This is a genomic window from Variovorax sp. CCNWLW235 (assembly GCF_037204085.1).
Classification (GTDB): Bacteria; Pseudomonadota; Gammaproteobacteria; order Burkholderiales; family Burkholderiaceae_C; genus Variovorax.
The window spans coordinates 188703-205966 of the sequence record NZ_JBBCBW010000003.1; the positions used below are offsets into that span (position 1 = coordinate 188703).

The window sequence follows — 17264 nt, forward strand, 5'->3', positions numbered from 1 at the left end:
GCATCATGAATATTCTCATCACCGGAGGTTGCGGTTTTGTCGGTGCGCGGCTCGCGCGCACGCTGCTTGCGGGCGGCCCGCTGGCACTGGCCGGCGGTGTGGTGCAGCCCGTCGCGCGCATCACGCTGGCCGACCGCGTGCCGCCCCCGGCCGACCTGCAAGCCGATGGTCGCGTGCACTTTGTGCAAGGCGACCTGTACGAGCAGGCCGTGAGCGGCGTGCTGCCGCTGGCCGACACGCACGCCGTGTTCCACCTTGCCGCCGCAGTGAGCGGCGAATGCGAGGCCGATTTCGACCTGGGCATGCGCAGCAACCTGGACACCACGCGCGCGCTGCTCGAAGCCTGCCGCCGCGCGGGCCATGCGCCGGTGTTCGTGTTCTCCAGCTCGGTCGCGGTCTTCGGCGATTCGCCCGAGCAGCGCCTGCCCGAGGTGATCGAAGACACCACGCTGCCGACACCGCAGAACAGCTACGGCATCCAGAAGTTCATCGGCGAGCAGCTCGTGGCCGACTTCACGCGCAAGGGGTTCGTGCAGGGCCGCAACGTGCGGCTCATGACGGTGTCGGTGCGGCCGGGCCGGCCCAACGGCGCGGCCTCCAGCTTTCTGAGCGGCATGCTGCGCGAGCCGCTGGCCGGCGAACGTGCGCGCTGCCCCGTGGCGCCCGATACCGCCGTAGCCCTTGCATCGCCCGGCAACACCGTTGCAGGCATCATCCGCGCGGCCACGGCCAGCGCTGCCGAGTGGGGTGCGCGCACCGCGGTCAACCTGCCCGCCTTGACGACCACCGTGCGCGAAATGGCAGATGCGCTCGAGCGCATCGCGGGCAACGAGGCCACGTCGCTGATCGACTGGGAGCCCGATGCGAACATCGCCAAGATCGTGACCAGCTGGCCCAGCCGCATTCATGCGGCGCGCGCCGAGGCGCTGGGCCTGAAGGCCGATGCGAGCTTCGACGCCATCTTGCGCGACTACGTGCGCGAGAACCCGCAGGCCGTGAAGCTGGCCGTGGCAGCAAAGGACTGATCGATGCCCAAGCTGATGCTCGGCTGCATTGCCGACGACTTCACCGGCGCCACCGACCTGGCCAACAACCTCGTGCGCGCCGGCATGCGCGTGGTGCAGGCCATCGGCGTGCCCGCCACGCCGCTCGATGCGGAAGTCGATGCCGTGGTGGTCGCGCTCAAGTCGCGCACCATCGCCCCGGCCGAAGCCATCGAGCAGTCGCTGGCCGCGCTGCGCTGGCTGCAGGCGCAGGGCGCGCAGCAGATCTACTTCAAGTACTGCTCCACCTTCGACAGCACGCCGCAGGGCAACATCGGCCCGGTGACCGAAGCGCTCATGGACGCGCTGCAATGCGACTTCACCATTGCCACGCCAGCCTTCCCCGACAACAAGCGAACCGTGTTCAAGGGTTACCTGTTCGCGGGCGACGTGCTGCTCAACGAGAGCGGCATGCAGAACCATCCGCTCACGCCCATGACCGACCCGAACCTCGTGCGCGTGCTGCAGGCGCAGTGCAAGCGCAAGGTAGGGCTCATCGACCATGCGGTGGTCGCGCGCGGTGCGGCAGCCATTGCAGAGCGCATCGAACAGTTGAAAGGCGAGGGCATGTCGATTGCCATCGTCGATGCGGTGTCGAACGACGACCTGCTGCGGCTTGGCCCGGCCATTGCGAAGATGCCGCTGGTCACCGCCGGCTCGGGCGTGGCCATCGGGCTGCCCGCCAACTTCGGCCTTGCACCTTCGTCGCAAGCCAGCGCACTGCCAGCCGCGGCCGGATTGCGCGCCGTAGTGTCGGGCAGCTGCTCATTGGCCACCAACCGCCAGGTGCTCGACTTCATCCAGCGTGGCGGCGCGGCACTGGCCATCGATCCGCTGCGTATTGCCGCGGGCGTCGATGTGGCGGCCGAAACCCTGGCGTGGGCGACACCGCTCGTCGGCAAGCAGCCGGTGCTGGTGTATTCCACGGCCGAGGCGGGCGCCGTCAAGTCGGTGCAGGGCCGCCTAGGCGTCGAAGAGGCCGGTGTCATGGTTGAGCGAACCATCGCCGCCATTGCGCGCGGCCTCGTCGAACGCGGCGTGCGCCAACTCGTGGTGGCGGGCGGCGAAACCTCTGGCGCGTGCGTGCAGGCGCTGGGCATTGCGCAGATGCAGATCGGTCCGCAGATCGACCCCGGCGTGCCGTGGTGCCATGCCCGCACCGATGTGGCGGAAGGCACGTCGGTGCACATTGCGCTCAAGTCTGGCAACTTTGGGGGGGATGATTTTTTTACCAAGGCATTTACAGTGCTGGCATGAATTGCATGCCGGGTACTTGTTCAGGACGCGCTTCCGTGCGTTCGGGGTGCGCCCCCGCCGACGGGGTACCTTTCTCCGCGAATGTCCTCCGGCCTGCGGCCTCCTCCTTTATTTCGCTGCGCAAGGCACCCCATCGACGTGTGCGTCTTAGGCGGCGGTCGTTGATCGGCGTTGCACCAGCAGCGTGCCCAAGTGCACAGGGCATCGGGTGCTCCGCGCAGCGAAATAAAGGAGGAGCCGAAGGCGGGGGACATTCGCGGAGGGGAGTACCCGGTGGCCTGTGCACACGCCCTGAACGACGCAACACAAAGCGCGGAAAAGCGACATGAACGAAACCCAGGCTAGAGAAGAAATCTGCCGCGTAGGCCGCAGCCTTTTCGAACGCGGCTATGTGCATGCGACGGCAGGCAACATCAGCGTGCGGCTGGACGACGGCTTTCTCATCACACCCACAGACGCTTGCCTCGGCTTCCTCGACCCTGCACGCTTGGCCAGGCTCGACACACAGGGCAACCAGACCGCAGGTGACCGCGCCAGCAAGACCATCGCCCTGCACACCCGCATCTATGCGGCGGCGCGCAAATTCGATGCTGGCACGGCATGCGTCATCCACACGCATAGCACGCACTGCGTTGCGCTCACGCTCAACGCACAACGCGACGAACTCCTGCCCGCGCTCACGCCGTATTTCGTGATGAAGGTCGGCCACGTGCCGCTCATTTCTTATCACCGCCCCGGCGCCCCCGAAGCGGCCGAGCTCGTGGCGCAAGCCATCGAGCGCCACGGTGCCGCCGGCACGCCGATTCGCGCCGTGATGCTCGAGCGCCTCGGCCCCAATGTGTGGCACGAGACACCGGGCGCGGCGATGGCCGTGCTCGAGGAACTCGAAGAAACCGCAAAGCTCCATCTGCTCACCGGCACGGCCAAACCCCAGCCGCTGAGCGATGAACAGATCGACGAACTGCGCCGCACTTTCGGCGCGCGCTGGTAATAGTAAAAAGCACCCCATGCCTCAATTTGCCGCCAACCTCTCGATGCTCTATCCGGAGCTCGACTTTCTCGACCGCTTCGAAGCCGCCGCCAAAGACGGCTTCAAGGCCGTCGAGTATCTTTTTCCCTACGCCTATGACCGCAACGAGATTGCGGCTCGCCTGAAGCACAACGGCCTGCAGCAGGTGCTCTTCAACGGCCCTCCGGGCAACTGGGACGGCGGCGAGCGGGGTCTTGCCTGCCTGCCGGGCCGCGACGCCGAGTTTCGCGAAGGCATTGCCAAGGCCATCGACTACGCCGCGGCGCTCGACTGCCCGCGCATCCACATCATGGCGGGCCTGGTGCCTGAGGGCCTGGAGCGCGAAGCCGTGCAGCCCGTGTACGTGGACAACCTGCGCTGGGCTGCGGCCGAGGCTGCCAAGGCCGGCCGCGATGTGCTGATCGAGCCGATCAACACGCGCGACATTCCGCGCTTCTTTCTCAACCGGCAAGACCACGCGCACGAAATCGTCGACATGGTGGGCGCGCCCAATCTCAAGGTGCAGATGGACCTGTACCACTGCCAGATCGTCGAGGGCGACGTGGCCATGAAGATCCGAAAGTACCTGCCGACCGGCCGCGTTGGCCACATCCAGATTGCGGGCGTGCCAGAGCGCCACGAGCCCGACATCGGCGAGCAGAACTACCCATACCTGTTCGACCTGATCGACGAAGTCTCGGCGCAGTGCGGCTGGCAGGGCTGGATCGGCTGCGAATACCGGCCCAGCCGCGGCATGGAGCCCGGCGGCACTTCGGCCGGGCTGGGCTGGCTGCGGGCACTGCAACAGCGCGCATGAAGCTCGAGTCCGTGCGCATTCCGACGCGGCTGCGGGGTTTTGCCGCGGGCGATGCGCAGGTGTTCGATGTGACCTTGGCCGGCGACCGTGTGCAGGCCGTCGTGTCCAGCGCATCGCAGTCGAGCGCGCGCGGCACCTTGCTGAGTGCGTTGGTCGAGGCGCATGCGCACATCGACAAGAACTACACCGTGCAGGAGGTCGGCGCGGCCGAGGGCAACCTGTTCGCGGCCATCGAACGCATGGACAAGCACCGCGCGGGCTGGACCGGCGAAGCGCTGCGACCGCGCATGGCACGCGCGCTGCACGACGCCTGGCAATCGGGCACGCGCGCGCTGCGCACGCACATCGACTGGGTGCAGGCCGAGCCGCCGGCCGCGCTCGCAGTGTTCGAAGCCTTGCGCCATGAATGGCGCGGGCGCATCGAGCTGCAGTTCGTCTCTCTCACCCCGCTCGATCTGTTTGCGGACCTCGAGGCCGGCGAGCGCATCGCGCGCGAGGTAAAGCGTGCGGGCGGCACGCTCGGTGCCTTCGTCTATCGCAACGAAGGCCTGCTGCACAAGCTGGGCCGCGTGTTCGACCTGGCGCAGGACCATGGCCTGGGCCTCGACTTTCATGTCGACGAAGGTCTTGATGCCGACGCGAGCGGCTTGCGCAGCATTGCGCAGCTGATGCGTGCGCGCGAGTTCCGGCGCGGCGTGGTCTGCGGCCACTGCTGCTCGCTGGCCGTGCAGGACGATGCGGTGGCCAACGAAACGCTGGCGCTGTGTGCCGGGGCAGGCCTCCACATCGTCGCGCTGCCGACCACCAACCTCTACCTTCAAGGTGCCTGGGACCGCACGCCTGTGCCGCGCGGCATCACGCGCATCCACGAAGCGGCGGCACGGGGCTTGCGTGTGAGCCTGGCAACGGACAACGTGCAGGACGCCTTCTATCCCTACGGCAGCTACGACCTTCTGGAAACCTTTGGCCTTGGCGTGCAAATGGCGCACCTCGCACCTGCGGGCGAATGGTTCGATGCGGTCACGGTCAGCCCTGCGAAGGCGCTCGGCCTTGCGTGGGACGGGCGCATTGCGCCGGGCTGCCCCGCCGACCTGGTGCTGCTTGCGGCCACCGATGAGCATGAACTCATCGGCCCGCGTGGGCGCCAACGCACCGTAATCCGTGCCGGTCAAATTCTGGAGCAAACACAATGAGCATGGGCAAACCAATGGCCAACTACGCCGCCGCAAAGCGCGTGGGCGACTTCGTCTTCATGAGCGGCGTGGTCGCGGTCGATCCGGCCACGCGGCGTGCCGTGGCCGGCTACGACGCTATTCCCGAGGAAGCCCGCACGGCCTTGCAGGGCGTGGGCTATGCCACGGGCCAGATGTCGGTCGACATCTTCGAAGCGCCCATCGTGGCGCAGAGCTGGTTCGTGCTCGAACGCATCCGCCAGATTGCCGCCGAGCACGGCGGCACCATGGAAGACGTGGTCAAGCTGGTGCAGTACTTTCGGCACCTGCCGCACTATGCGTTCTACAACCGCGTGCGCGGGCTGTTCTATCCGGGCGAGCCACCAGTGAGCACGGTGGTCGAGGTGTCGCGCTTCCTGCCGGGCGACGAGGTGCTGGTGGAAGTGGAAGCCACCATGTACCTCCCGCAGCACCGGCCTATTTGACCCCCGCGCCCTTCAGCAGGAACTCGGTCACCTGCTCGATCAGGTAGCGCCGGTCCCTGTCGTCGCCCTCCTGCGCAACGTTGCGAAAGTACGCGGCCTGCGTGGCGTGGTCGGCGTAGAACTGCGTCACCGCCCAGATGTGGAACAGCACCAGCATCGGGTCGGCCTTGTCCATCAGGCCCTGGTTCATCCAGTTCTGGATCACGGCCGCGGCCTGGTCGGTGCGCTGCTTGCTCGTGTTCATCATGCTGTTGAGCACGGGGGCGCCATGCATCATCTCGGCCGTAAATATCCGCGAGCGCAGCGGGTGCTCGAACGAGAACACCATCTTGCGATGGATCAGGTCGCCCAGCACCTTGCGCGGGCCGAAGGCCTCGTCCGCAAAGCCGAACACCACGATCCAGTCGTTGAGGATGTCCTGCAGGATCTGCCGGTACAGCGCTTCCTTGCTCTCGATGTAGTAGTGCAGCTGCGCCTTCGAAAGCCCGGCCTTGTCGGCAATCGCCTGGGTCGATGCGCCGGCCAGCCCTTCGCTGGCAAACACCTCGATGGCGGCCTGGTTGATGAGGCCGAGCACCTGGGTGTACTTGCGCGAACGGCCGCGCGTGGCGGGCGCCTCGCCCATGCTTTCGTCGGTAGTGCCGATGGCGGGCCGCGGCGCATTCACAGCTGCAGTACCAGTTCCTGGCCCTTGGCCCGCGAGCAGCACAAGGCCACTTTCGTGCGGCGCTCTGTGCCCGTGAGGCAGAAGTCGCGGTGCTCCGCGCCTTCGCCGTCTCCTTCGACCACGCAGGTGCCGCACAGGCCCTGCTGGCACGACACCGGAATGTCGATGCCGACTTCATGCAGTGCATCGACGGCGGTCTGGTCGGCCGCCACCGGCACCGTGATGCCACGCTGCGCGAGCTTCAGGGTGAAGGGCAGGCCGGTGCTGGTGTTCGCATCGGCCGGCGCGGCGAAGTATTCGGCGTGCAGCGCGTCTTCGGGCCAGTGCGCAGCCGCTTCGCGCACCGCCTTCATGAAGCCCCCGGGGCCGCAGACGTACAGGTGCGTGCCGGGCGCGCGCTCGGCCAGCAGGGCGTGCAAGTCGATGCGCTGCGTGGCATCGCCCTGGTCCAGGTGCAGCCGCAGGTGCGGTGCCAATGCCGGCGAATGCAGTGCGTCTGCAAACGCCAGGTGTTCTTCGCTGCGAGCGAACACGCACAGGGTGAAGTCGGCGCCGCGTGCCGCAAGCGCCTGCGCCATGGCCAGCAGCGGCGTCATGCCGATGCCGCCCGCCAGCAACAAGTGCCGCGTGGCCGCTTCGCGCAGCGGAAAGGTGTTGCGCGGCGCGCTGATGGCCAGCAGGTCGCCCTCGCGCACGCGCTCGTGCATCGAGGCCGAGCCGCCGCGGCTTTGGGCCTCGCGCTTCACGCCGATCACGTACGAGGCGGCGTTCGACGCCGCATCCGAAGACCATCGCGCCAGCGAGTACTGGCGCGAAAACCCACCGGGCATGTGCACGTCGATATGCGCGCCGGCCTCGTAGCCCGGCAGCGTGCGGCCCCACGGATGCGCCAGCTCGAAAGCCAGGATTTCCGGCGTCTCGCGCAAGATGCGTTCGACGCGGACAGTGAGCGTGCGTTCGAGGCTCATGGTGTGTGTCTCCCTGGCTAGATGCTCTGCAGCTTGCGCGAAACGCGTTCGATGAAATGGATGCGGTCGCGTTCGGTGACTGCGTTCATGTCGTGCAGCTGCAGCCACGTGACCTTGCAGCGCCACGCAAACAGCGCCCGCAGCGCGCGCGTGAAGAGCCGCCGGCCCGGGTCGCCGATGAGCATCACAAACCAGCGCGGCGAGCCGCCCGTGGTCACGACCGTCAACCGCCTGATGTGCCGCATGCCCGATTTCGCAACCTGCCCCTTGCGCTCCGCAGGGAGGAATGCAACGCCCGGCAGCCACACGCGCTCGAGCCAGCCCTTGAGCATCGACGGCGGACCATGAAACCAGGTGGGGTAGACGAACACGAGGTGCTCGGCCCACAGCAGCGCTTCGACATGGGGCTTCACGCGTTCGCGGATGAGTTCGGGGTTGTCCAAGTAGGCGATGCGCTCTTCGCGCGTGAGCGTCGGGTCGAAGCCTTCGGCATACAGATCGATGGCCTTGACGGGGTGCCGCGGCTCCAGCGCAGCAAGGGCCGTGCGGTAGAGCGCGTGGTTGAAACTTTCAGGATTCGGATGGCAGTGGACGACGAGCGTTTTCATGAAAGAGAGGGCCGGTTCGCCTGTCGGCGAGACGGGGTCAGAGCCCAGGGAACAAAGAGCCGCGCAGTGCCTTATGGCAACCCAGGCGCCGGCATCTGACCCCGGCGCAAGCCCCGCGCGGCCCGCGGGAAAAAACCAAGCCGGTTACTTGCCGGCGAGCTTCTTGCGAACGTCGAGTCCGACGCCCTTGTTGACGAACTGCGTGGTCACGACCTTCGAAAGGTCGATCTCGCCGGGCTTGTACAAGCCGGCCTTCACCATCTTGTCGTAGAAGTCCTTCACGCGTGCTTCGTCCATTGCGCCGATGCCCTTGGTGAGCGATTCGCCGCTGTCGACAATGCCCATCTTCTTCATGAGCTCGATGGAGCCTTGCGATGCGGCCACGGGCGAGTCGGGGTTGATCTTGGCGATCATCTCGTTGGCTGCCTTGTTGTCGCCGTAGAGATAGTTGTTCCAGCCGATGATCGAGGCCTCGACAAACTTGCGCACGGTTTCTGGCTTGGTCTTGACGAGGTCGGCACGCGTCTCGATGGTGGTCGAGTAGGTCGAAAATCCGTTGTCGGCCAGCAGCTGCACCACGGGGTCGAAGCCGGCCTGCGCCTTGATCGACAGCGGCTCCGAGATGGCATAACCCTGCTGAATAGACTTCTTGTCGGCCAGGAACGGGCCCACGTTGAAGGTGTAGGGCTTGAGCTGCGAATCCTTGAAGCCGTGCTCCGATTTCATCCACTGCCAGAAGCTGAACTGGCCGTCCTTGCCGATGAAGGCGACGGGCGCCTTGGCCATGTCCTTGAAGGTATCGAAGCCCTGGCCTGGGTGAGCGAACATGGCCTGCGGGTCTTTCTGAAAGAAGGCCGCAACCACGACGGTGGGCACGCCGTTCTTCACGTTGTCGAAGGACTGCAGCAGGTTGCCGGTCATCAGAAAATCGACCTTGCCGGCCGGGAGCATCGGCCGGTTGTTGACCATGGGGCCGCCCTGCTGAATGTCGACGTCGAGGCCGTATTTCTTGTAGGTGCCGTCCACCAGCGCCTGGTAGAAGCCGCCGTGGCCGGCCTGTGCTTTCCAGTTGGTGGCAAACACCACTTTTTCCTGCGCCTGTGCGGCGAAGGTAGCGGCCGCAAGGGCGAGGGCTAGAGCAAGCGGACGGATGGTCAGAGCGGGAACGCGCATGGCAGTGGACTCCTGGGTTGAATACTGCGGGGGATTTTCATGTCAGCGGGCGTGTGACGGAACAAACTTTTGGTGCGCTGTTTTGGGGGCTTTTGTTGGGGCGTCGGGGTTCTTGGTGCTGCTGTTCAGGGCTTGTGCACAGGCCACCGGGTACTCCCCTCCGCGAATGTCCCCCGTCGGCGGGTGCGCGCCCCGAACAGCGGCCGCGAAAACCATCACAACGAACGACAAAGCGGGCCGTCATCTCAGCGCTCGACAGCCATATCTGAAGTCCAGCCGCGCGTCTTTCCAGGGTTCATCAAACCCATCGGATCGCTGCGCTTCTTGAACTCGATCTGCTGCGTGTCGATGGTCTTCATTCCGCCGTCCTCGATGGTGAAGACATGCGGATTGAAGATCTGGCAGCTGCCCTGCGATTCGATCTCGCGAATCACTTCGTACTGGTGGGCCTCGCCCTTCCATCGCACCAGCAGGATGCCGAAGGTGCCGCATTCACCGCCGGCTCGCGCAAAGTCCTGGTGCTGCAGAACGTCGTCGCCGAAGATCTGCAGGTGGCGCTCGACAACCGCCGGGTCGAAGGGTTGGGCATAGGCGACTTGCAGGTACGTCCAGCCGCGGTCGGCCTTCAGCGCCTGCAGGGTCGTGTGGTTGAACGCGCATTCGTAGGCGGGTGGCAGGCCGTCGGCGAGCAGCTCGGCCTCCGTGCCGGCGACGGAGATCGTGCCTCCGTGCGCATAGGCGAGTGCGCGGAAATCCGCCATTGATTCGGGCGAGACCATGGCAAATACCGCATGCCGATCAGGCGGAAAGCGGTCGCGCATCGCCGTGTAGTAGGGCGAAAAGCGCGCTTCGACGGTCGATAGCAAAAAGATGTCCAGCGTTGGCGCCTGCGCCGCAATGCCGAAGTCGAGTGCGCCGCGGTACGTGTCGAACAGCACCGTGCAGTGCACCCATTCGACGGCCGGGCTTAGCGCCACCTCCACGTCGAGGATCAAACCGTTGGTGCCGTAGGCGTGGTGCACCTGCTGGATCTCGTCGCCGTGCAGTTCGATGATGCGGGGCTCGCGCTCCACCGTCATCACGCGCGCCCGCAGCAGGTTGCCCGGGTCGCGCAGGATGCCGTGGCGGAACGAGCCGATGCCGCCGAAACCGCCCGCGATGAAGCCGCCGATGCTGGCCACATGCCACGTCGAGGGCCACATGCGCAGCGCCTGGCCCGTCTCGCGCGCGGCAAGGTCGATGTCGTGCATGCGCGCACCGGCTTCCGCGCGAATGCGGCCTGGCTGGATATCGAGCACGCGGCACATCTGCGTCACGTCGAGCACGATGCCGCCTTCGAGCGGCACGCACTGGCCGTAGTTGCCGGTGCCGCCGGCGCGCACGGTGAGCGGCAGCTTCCACTTGGCGGCCACGGCGGCGGCCTGGCGTACGTCGTCCTCGGTGCTGACCTTGACGACCAGGTCGGCTACGCAGCCCGCGAGCTGCGCGGTGAGGATGGGGCTGTACCAGTAGAAGTCTTTGGAGAGCTGCTTGCGCTGGGCCGGCGCGGTGATGACATTGAGGCCGCGCAGGTCTTCGCGCACGGCATCCCAATCGGTGGCGGTGCGCATCGCCCTAGCGTTCACGGCGCATCTCGCTTTCGTGCCAGTGACCTAGAACCAATCGCGACAACGCAGCGAACACGATGAAGATCACGATACCGAGCAGCGACACCAGCAGCAGTGCCGCGAACATCATCGGGATCTCGGTGCGAAAGCTCGATTCGAGAATGCGCGAAGCCAACCCAGTTTCCTTGCCTGCCGTACCTGCCGTGAACTCGGCCACCACCGCGCCGATCAGGCTCAGGCCGCCCGCGATCTTCAGGCCCGCCATGAAGTACGGCAGCGCACTGGGCGCGAGCAGGTAGCGGAAGGTCTGCCAGGGCGAGGCCTTGTAGAGCTGGAACAGGTCGCGCAGATTGCTGTCGGCGCTTTTCAGGCCGACGACGGTGTTCGACAGGATCGGAAAGAAAGCCACGATCCATGCGCAGAGCAACAGCGCCGCGGTGGTGCTCGAGACGTAGATCAATATCAGCGGCGCAATTGCGATGATCGGCGTTACCTGCAGGATCACGGCAATCGGGAAAAGGCCGATCTCCACCCACTTGAAGAGTGCGAACGCAATCGCCAGCAGCACACCGCCGACGATGGCCGCGGCCAGCGCCAGCAGCGTGAGCTTGACCGTGAACCACAGCGCGCTCGAAAGCGACGACCAGTTGTCGAACAGCGTGCGCAGGATGAGCGAGGGCGCGGGCAGTATGTAGTGCGGAATGTTGTTGGCGCGCACCATCCATTCCCATGCCAGCAGCAGCGCAATGACGATGGCCGCCGGTACCACGATGCGCAGCACCGAATCGCGCCGGCGCAGCTTGTCTTCATGCGCGCGCAGCATTGCTTCCGACGGCGCCGCGTCGGCCGGGTTCACTGCCACCTCGGCGGGCGGCGCCACGGGTTCAGTGATCGACGTCATGCAGCGCTCCGTGCAGGGATTGCGACACCGCCGTGCAGTGCGCGTTGTAGCGGCTCGACGTGCGGAACTCTTCGCCGCGCGGATACGGCTCGTCGATGCGGATCTCTTCGATCACGCGGCCGGGGCGGGCGGCCATCACCACGATGCGATTGGAGAGATACACCGACTCGTACACGCTGTGCGTGACGAACACCACCGAGAAGCGGTGCTCGCGCCATATGGCGAGAAGGTCGTTGTTGAGCTTGATGCGCGTCATTTCGTCGAGCGCGGCAAAGGGCTCGTCCATCAGCAACAGGCGTGGATGCGTGACCAGTGCGCGCGCAATCGACACGCGCATCTTCATGCCGCCCGAAAGTTCGCGCGGGTACACGTCGGCAAAGCGCGAAAGGCCGACCATCTCCAGCACTTGCTGCACCACAGGCGCGGCCGCATCGCGGCTCATGCCGGCCAGCTTGAGCGGCAGCCACACGTTGTCGAACACCTTGGCCCAGGGCATGAGCGTGGGCTCCTGGAACACGAAACCCAGGTCGCGGTCGCTTTGCGTCTTTCCGGTGTTGGCACCGGACCAGTGCATGTCGCCCGAGCTGAGCCGGGTGAGCCCGGCGATGAGCCTGAGCGCGGTGCTCTTGCCGCAGCCCGACGGGCCGAGAAAGCTGATGAAGTCGTGCTCGCCGATGTCGAGCGTCATGCCCTGCAGTGCAAGCGTGCCGTTGGCAAAGCGCTTGCTGACGTGGCGCAGGCTGACCAGCGGCGGAGTGGTGGCGGCGGAGCTCATTTCCAGGCGGGCTCGTTGGCAAGGCGCGAGAGCGGAAAGCGGTCGACCTCGTGCAGCAGTTCGACGAAGCGCCGGCCCACGTGGTCGAGCACCGCGGCGCCCTTCTCGGCAGTGGCGCGCGTGGCGTCGCCGGCGGCGCCCGAAGGGTTGATGTCGTGCATCTGCCAGCCGAGCTTGCCGCTGGGCGTGATCGAGAGAAACTTGTTTTCAGCGGCCAACTGCTCGGTCATCGATCTGAAATTCTGGAATTGGTCCTTCCGCACGTAGTCCGGCGTGAGGTGCAGCATCACCGAGCTTTCGAGATCGCCCGCGTGAATGCCGTGCTTGCCCTCGTGCGGGGTGAACAGGCCTTCGGGCAAGCCCAGCGTGTACCAGTTGGCGGCCACGACCATCATGTCGTGCTCCTCGCGCAGGTCGCGCGCCACGATGTCCATCACGCTCATCTGGCCGCCGTGGCTGTTGTAGAGCACCAGCTTGCGCACCCCGGCTTTTGCAACGCAGGCGCCGATGTCCTTCCACAGCGAGATCAGCGTGTTCGCAGACACGGTGAGCGTGCCCGGATAGCGCGAATGCTCGTTGCTCTTGCCGTAGGGCACGGTGGGGAGAAACAGCACCGGCAGGTCCTCGGGCAGGTGCGGGAGGGTGGCGCGCACCATGCCGTCGATGGTGGCCGTGTCGGTCGACATCGGCAGATGGGGGCCGTGCTGTTCGGTGGCGCCTACCGGCAGCACGGCGATGAGCCGTTCACGGTCGAGGCGGGAGAACTCTTCGCTGGTCAGGTCGGACCAGAAGCGGCTGCGCAGGGGGACCGGGTTCATCGTGGCGTACCTCGTGGTGACGGGCAATCAGGGCGGGATGATGGTCTAAATTATCCAATCGGTCAAAAAAAGATGGATCGGTAGTTACCCAGACAGGCCGATCACCCCGAAAAACCGGCTACCGCAAACCAAAGCGGCTGGTCGGATTCAGCGCTTGACCACATAGCGCGTCACCACGGGCGGCGACTCGCCGATGTGAAACGCCAGCCGCCGTTCGCGCAGGGCCATGTCGGCGGCCGTGGCGCGGTTGAAGCGGCGCAGGTGATCGGTCCAGCTTTCGTCGACGATCTCTTCCACGTAGCGGCCGGGCTCCGAGATGTCATGCAGCAGTTCCCAGCCGATGGCGCCCTGTCCGAGACGCGCGCGGCGGGTCTGGTGCATCACAAGGTGGAAGGCCGCCGCGCGTGCCGGGTCGATCATGTATTCGATGGTGATGACCACGCGGCCGTTTTCTTCGGGCGTTTCCGCGGGCGGGCCCGCCGCCCAGCCGGCGCGCGCGGGGCTCATGTCGGCCTCTTCGCCCGAGACGTCGGTTACCCAGCGCAGCGCCGCCAGCATCATCAGCGTGCCGCTCACCGCGGCAATTTCGAGGCTGGAGCGCAGGTTGGTGACGGTGGCCACCTGGCCCCACAGCGCCGCGCCGATCGCGCTCGCGCCCATGATGGCCATCTGGTAGGTCGACATGCCGCGCGCGCGCACCCAGTCGGGCAGCGCCAGCTGCGCCGACACCGAGAGCGAGTTGGCCACGGTGATCCAGGCCATGCCGCCGAAGAACATGGCAGGCACCGCAACCCACGCGTTGGGTGCAAAGGCCATGACCGCGGTGGCAAGGGACTGCAGCATCGTCCCGCGCAGCACCAGCTGGTCGCGCCCCAGCGCCTGGCGCAGCCGCGGCAGGAACAGCACCGCGACGATCGCGCCCGAGCCCATGGCCGCCAGCAGCAGCGTGAAGGTGCCGGCACCGCCGCCCTCGAGGTTGCGCGCCAGGAGCGGCAGCAGCGCAAGCAGCGCGGTGGAGTGAAAGAAAAAGATCGTGATGCGAGAGAGCACCGCCCGCATGCGCTGCGACTGCCAGACGAACTGCACGCCCACGCGCATCGCGCTGATGAGCCGCTCGCGCCCCAGCGGATTGGGCTTGTGCTCGCGCCGCCAGCGCAGCACCACGAAGCCTGAGGCCACCGACAGCACCGCGTTGAGCGCAAACACCCAGACGCTGCCCGCGCTGGCAATCAGCATGCCGGCCGTGAGCGGGCCGATGATGCGAGAGGCGTTCATCGCAATGCCGTTCAGGCCCAGCGCCGCCGGCAGCTGCGGCCGCGGCACCAGCTCGGGCACGATGGCCGAGAACACCGGCCAGCGCAGCGCCAGGCCGATGCCGTTGGCGAAAGTGAGTGCCAGCAAAAGCGGCGCGGTCATCATGTCCAGCGCAATGGCCGCGCACAGCACGATGGCCGTGCCCGCCAGCCAGAACTGCGTGGCCACCAGCCAGCGCCGGCGGTCGAGGATGTCGGCCAGCGCTCCGCTGGGCAGGCCCAGCAGGAACACCGGCAAGGTGGAGGCCGACTGCACCAGCGCCACCCAGATCGGCGAGGTGGTCAGCGAAGTCATCATCCACGCCGCCGCTACGTCGCTCATCCACATGCAGATGTTGGCGATGAGCCAGGTGCTCCACAGCATGCGGAACACGGGCAGCTTGAGCGGCTCCAGCGCCGCGAACTTCGGCGGCTGCGGCCGCGCTGGGGGAATGGGTGTCTCTTCGGGGGAAATCGGTGGCATGTCGCCCGATTGTGCCTATCCCCTGTCGCTGCGCGCCAGGCGGTGTTCGAGCCGCCGCAGCATCGTGGTGAGCACGAGCGTCATCACCCAGTACACCACCGAAATCGCAAGGTACGGCTCCCAATAGCGCGCATAGGCGCCCGCCACTGTGCGCGCGGCGTAGGCCAGTTCGGCCAAGCCAATCGCGGAGACCAGCGAGGTGTCTTTGAGCAAGGCGATCGCGTTGTTGCCAAGCGGCGGCAGCATGCGGCGAAAGGCTTGCGGCAGCACCACGTAGCGCATGACCTGCGCGGGTGTGAAGCCGATCGACCGGCCGGCATCGAACTGCCCGCGCGAGATCGACTGGATGCCGGCACGGAACACTTCGGAGATGTAGGCCGCCGAATTGAGCGTGAGCGCCACCACGCCCGAAATGAGCGCGCCGTGTTCCTGCTTGAGCGTACGCGCCAGGTCGCCGTCGATCAGGAGGCCCGTGCTCGGGTGAATGAACACCGGCATCACCGCGAAGTGGATCAGCAGGATCTGCACGAAGAGCGGCGTGCCGCGAAAGAAGCTCACGTACACCGTGGCCGGCCAGCGCAGGAAGAACCGCGCAACCCACGTCCAGGGCGCATGGCGCGGCTGCGCGAGCCGCGCGAGCGCCAGGCACAGGCCCCAGCTTGCGCCCAGCAGCACGCACACCACCGTCATGCGCAGCGTCATCCAGGCGCCTTGCCAGAACAGGTCTTTGTATTCGACCAGGATGTCCCAGCGGAACCATCCGAACAACAGGATCGGCTGTTCCATCTAGTGCTCCCTTGCGCCCGGGCCGGACGTGCTGCTGCTCATCGGGCGTTCGGGTCCTTGTTGAACCACTTCTTGTAGATCGTGTTGTAGCTGCCGTCGGCGCGAATCGCAGCCAGGCCGGCCGTGAGCTTGTCGAGCAGCGCCTTGTCGCCCTTCTTCACCACGATGCCGAAGCCCTCTTCAGGGAAGGACTTGTCGTCGATGGTCTTGAGATCGGGGTTTTGTGCCACGCGGTAGGCGATCACGCCGTTGTCGCCCATGGCGGCATCGACACCGCCGCCGGCCAGTTCCGAAATGATGAGCGGGGTGCTCTCGAAGCGGCGGATGTTGGGGCTGGTCTTGCCGAACTCGCGCGAGGCGATGTCGTCGGCGGTGGAGGCGCTCACCACGGCAATCTTCTTGCCGGCGAGGTCCTTCAGCGACGCGACCGTGCTGCTCTTCGGCAGTGCGATGAGCTGTCGTGCCGCAAAGTAGGGCGGCGTGAAGTCGTAGCTCTGCTTGCGCTTCTCGTTGATGGTCACGCCCGAGATCACCAGGTCGACGTCGCCGTTGTTGAGCGCGCCGAAGATGCCGGTGAACGGCGTGTTGACCACCTTGATCTTCAGGCCCTGCTGCTTGGCAATGGCGTTGATGATGTCGATGTCGAAGCCGACGATCTGCTTGTCCTTGTTCTCGAAGGCGAAGGGCGCGTAGGTGGCGCTCGAGGCCACGGTGAGTTCGCGGTTCTGTGCCTGGGCGCCGAAGGCGAGCGTGGCGGCGGCAAGGCCGAGCGCCAGGGCGCGGCGGATGGAGTTCATGGAGCTTCTTCCTCTTGTCCGCCAATGGGGCGGCATGTGTCTGTGGTGGGCGGGAATTCTAGGTTGCAGCTAGCGTGCCAGGCGTCTAGGTTGCACTAGCGTGCCAAGCGTCTAAGTTGCACTACCGTGCCAAGTGCCCGAGCGGCCAGGCGCTGCTGGCCTTCACCTCCCCCAGCGAGAAGCTGGTGTGCAGGTCTTTCACGTTGGGCAGGTTCATCAGGTGGCGCCGCGCGAAGGCCGAGAAGCTGTCGAGGTCTTGCGCCACCACCTGCAGCTCGAAGGTGCCGGTGCCGCTGATGTAGTGGCAGGCCACCACCTCGGGCAGCTTGCGGATGGCGTCCTCGAGTTGCTGGGTGGCGTCGTGCGTCACACGTTCGGTGTCCACTCGCACGAAAGCGAGCACGCCAAGCCCGATCTTGTGGCGGTCGATCTCGGCGTGATAGCCCTTGATGAAGCCGGCATCTTCCAGCGCGCGCACCCGGCGCCAGCAGGGTGCGGCCGAAAGGCCTACGCGCTGCGCAAGCTCGGCATTCGTCAGGCGGCCATCTGCCTGCAGTTCTTGCAGGATTGCAAGGTCGAACTTGTCAATGCTTTCCATAAGCGCC

At 66.0% G+C, this 17264-nt stretch carries 18 protein-coding genes; 6 read left to right on the forward strand and 12 right to left on the reverse strand.

What is annotated here, in order from left to right; genetic code table 11:
* Positions 1-5 precede the first annotated feature (5 nt).
* From denD to V9L21_RS05595, 6 genes are all read left to right on the forward strand, one after another.
* Complete coding sequence (gene denD / locus V9L21_RS05570; protein ID WP_337309861.1) at positions 6-1025, forward strand: D-erythronate dehydrogenase; 1020 nt, start codon at positions 6-8, stop codon at positions 1023-1025.
* A gap of 3 nt (positions 1026-1028) precedes the next feature.
* Positions 1029-2300, forward strand: coding sequence for a 3-oxo-tetronate kinase (otnK, locus tag V9L21_RS05575; protein WP_337309863.1), 1272 nt, complete (start codon positions 1029-1031; stop codon positions 2298-2300).
* A gap of 325 nt (positions 2301-2625) precedes the next feature.
* Positions 2626-3291 carry a class II aldolase/adducin family protein gene (locus tag V9L21_RS05580; protein ID WP_337309865.1) on the forward strand — a complete coding sequence of 222 codons (666 nt, stop codon included), beginning with the start codon at positions 2626-2628 and terminating at the stop codon, positions 3289-3291.
* A gap of 16 nt (positions 3292-3307) precedes the next feature.
* Entirely contained in the window at positions 3308-4126 is an 819-nt protein-coding gene (gene otnI / locus V9L21_RS05585; protein ID WP_337309867.1) for a 2-oxo-tetronate isomerase, read from the forward strand.
* Complete coding sequence (locus tag V9L21_RS05590; RefSeq protein WP_337309869.1) at positions 4123-5319, forward strand: amidohydrolase family protein; 1197 nt, start codon at positions 4123-4125, stop codon at positions 5317-5319. Before otnI ends, V9L21_RS05590 begins: the two co-directional genes overlap by 4 nt.
* Positions 5316-5783: a RidA family protein gene (locus V9L21_RS05595; RefSeq protein WP_055807648.1), complete on the forward strand. Its 468-nt coding sequence runs from the start codon at positions 5316-5318 to the stop codon at positions 5781-5783. The genes V9L21_RS05590 and V9L21_RS05595 overlap by 4 nt, the downstream gene beginning before the upstream one ends.
* Here V9L21_RS05595 and V9L21_RS05600 read toward each other — a convergent pair.
* The 12 genes from V9L21_RS05600 to V9L21_RS05655 form a co-directional block, all read right to left on the reverse strand.
* Positions 5776-6408: a TetR family transcriptional regulator C-terminal domain-containing protein gene (locus V9L21_RS05600; RefSeq protein ID WP_337310091.1), complete on the reverse strand. Its 633-nt coding sequence runs from the start codon at positions 6406-6408 to the stop codon at positions 5776-5778. The two genes, V9L21_RS05595 and V9L21_RS05600, sit on opposite strands and share 8 nt — an antisense overlap.
* 38 nt (positions 6409-6446) lie before the next feature.
* Positions 6447-7418, reverse strand: a complete 972-nt coding sequence (locus V9L21_RS05605; protein ID WP_337309870.1) for a PDR/VanB family oxidoreductase — start codon at positions 7416-7418, stop codon at positions 6447-6449.
* 17 nt (positions 7419-7435) lie between these two features.
* Positions 7436-8026 (reverse strand): NAD(P)H-dependent oxidoreductase, encoded by a 591-nt coding sequence (locus V9L21_RS05610; protein WP_258502940.1) that lies wholly within the window; start codon positions 8024-8026, stop codon positions 7436-7438.
* A 144-nt stretch (positions 8027-8170) separates the two neighbouring features.
* Positions 8171-9199: an ABC transporter substrate-binding protein gene (locus tag V9L21_RS05615; RefSeq protein ID WP_337309872.1), complete on the reverse strand. Its 1029-nt coding sequence runs from the start codon at positions 9197-9199 to the stop codon at positions 8171-8173.
* Positions 9200-9444: 245 nt separating this feature from the next.
* A complete protein-coding gene (locus tag V9L21_RS05620; protein WP_337309874.1) occupies positions 9445-10809 on the reverse strand; it encodes an FAD-binding oxidoreductase in 1365 nt (454 codons plus the stop codon).
* Between the two features lie 4 nt (positions 10810-10813).
* The gene (locus V9L21_RS05625; protein WP_337309876.1) at positions 10814-11707 is read right to left on the reverse strand and encodes an ABC transporter permease; all 894 of its coding nucleotides are present in this window, start codon (positions 11705-11707) and stop codon (positions 10814-10816) included.
* Positions 11691-12482, reverse strand: coding sequence for an ABC transporter ATP-binding protein (locus V9L21_RS05630; protein ID WP_337309878.1), 792 nt, complete (start codon positions 12480-12482; stop codon positions 11691-11693). The genes V9L21_RS05625 and V9L21_RS05630 overlap by 17 nt, the downstream gene beginning before the upstream one ends.
* On the reverse strand, positions 12479-13300 hold the full coding sequence (locus V9L21_RS05635) for a creatininase family protein (RefSeq protein WP_337309880.1): 822 nt from the start codon (positions 13298-13300) through the stop codon (positions 12479-12481). The genes V9L21_RS05630 and V9L21_RS05635 overlap by 4 nt, the downstream gene beginning before the upstream one ends.
* 147 nt (positions 13301-13447) lie before the next feature.
* On the reverse strand, positions 13448-15076 hold the full coding sequence (locus V9L21_RS05640) for an MFS transporter (protein ID WP_337309882.1): 1629 nt from the start codon (positions 15074-15076) through the stop codon (positions 13448-13450).
* 15 nt (positions 15077-15091) lie between these two features.
* On the reverse strand, positions 15092-15862 hold the full coding sequence (locus V9L21_RS05645) for an amino acid ABC transporter permease (protein ID WP_157616379.1): 771 nt from the start codon (positions 15860-15862) through the stop codon (positions 15092-15094).
* Positions 15863-15900: 38 nt separating this feature from the next.
* Positions 15901-16659 (reverse strand): basic amino acid ABC transporter substrate-binding protein, encoded by a 759-nt coding sequence (locus tag V9L21_RS05650; protein WP_337309884.1) that lies wholly within the window; start codon positions 16657-16659, stop codon positions 15901-15903.
* Positions 16660-16780: 121 nt separating this feature from the next.
* Positions 16781-17257, reverse strand: coding sequence for an Lrp/AsnC family transcriptional regulator (locus V9L21_RS05655; protein WP_337309886.1), 477 nt, complete (start codon positions 17255-17257; stop codon positions 16781-16783).
* Between the last annotated feature and the right edge of the window lie 7 nt (positions 17258-17264).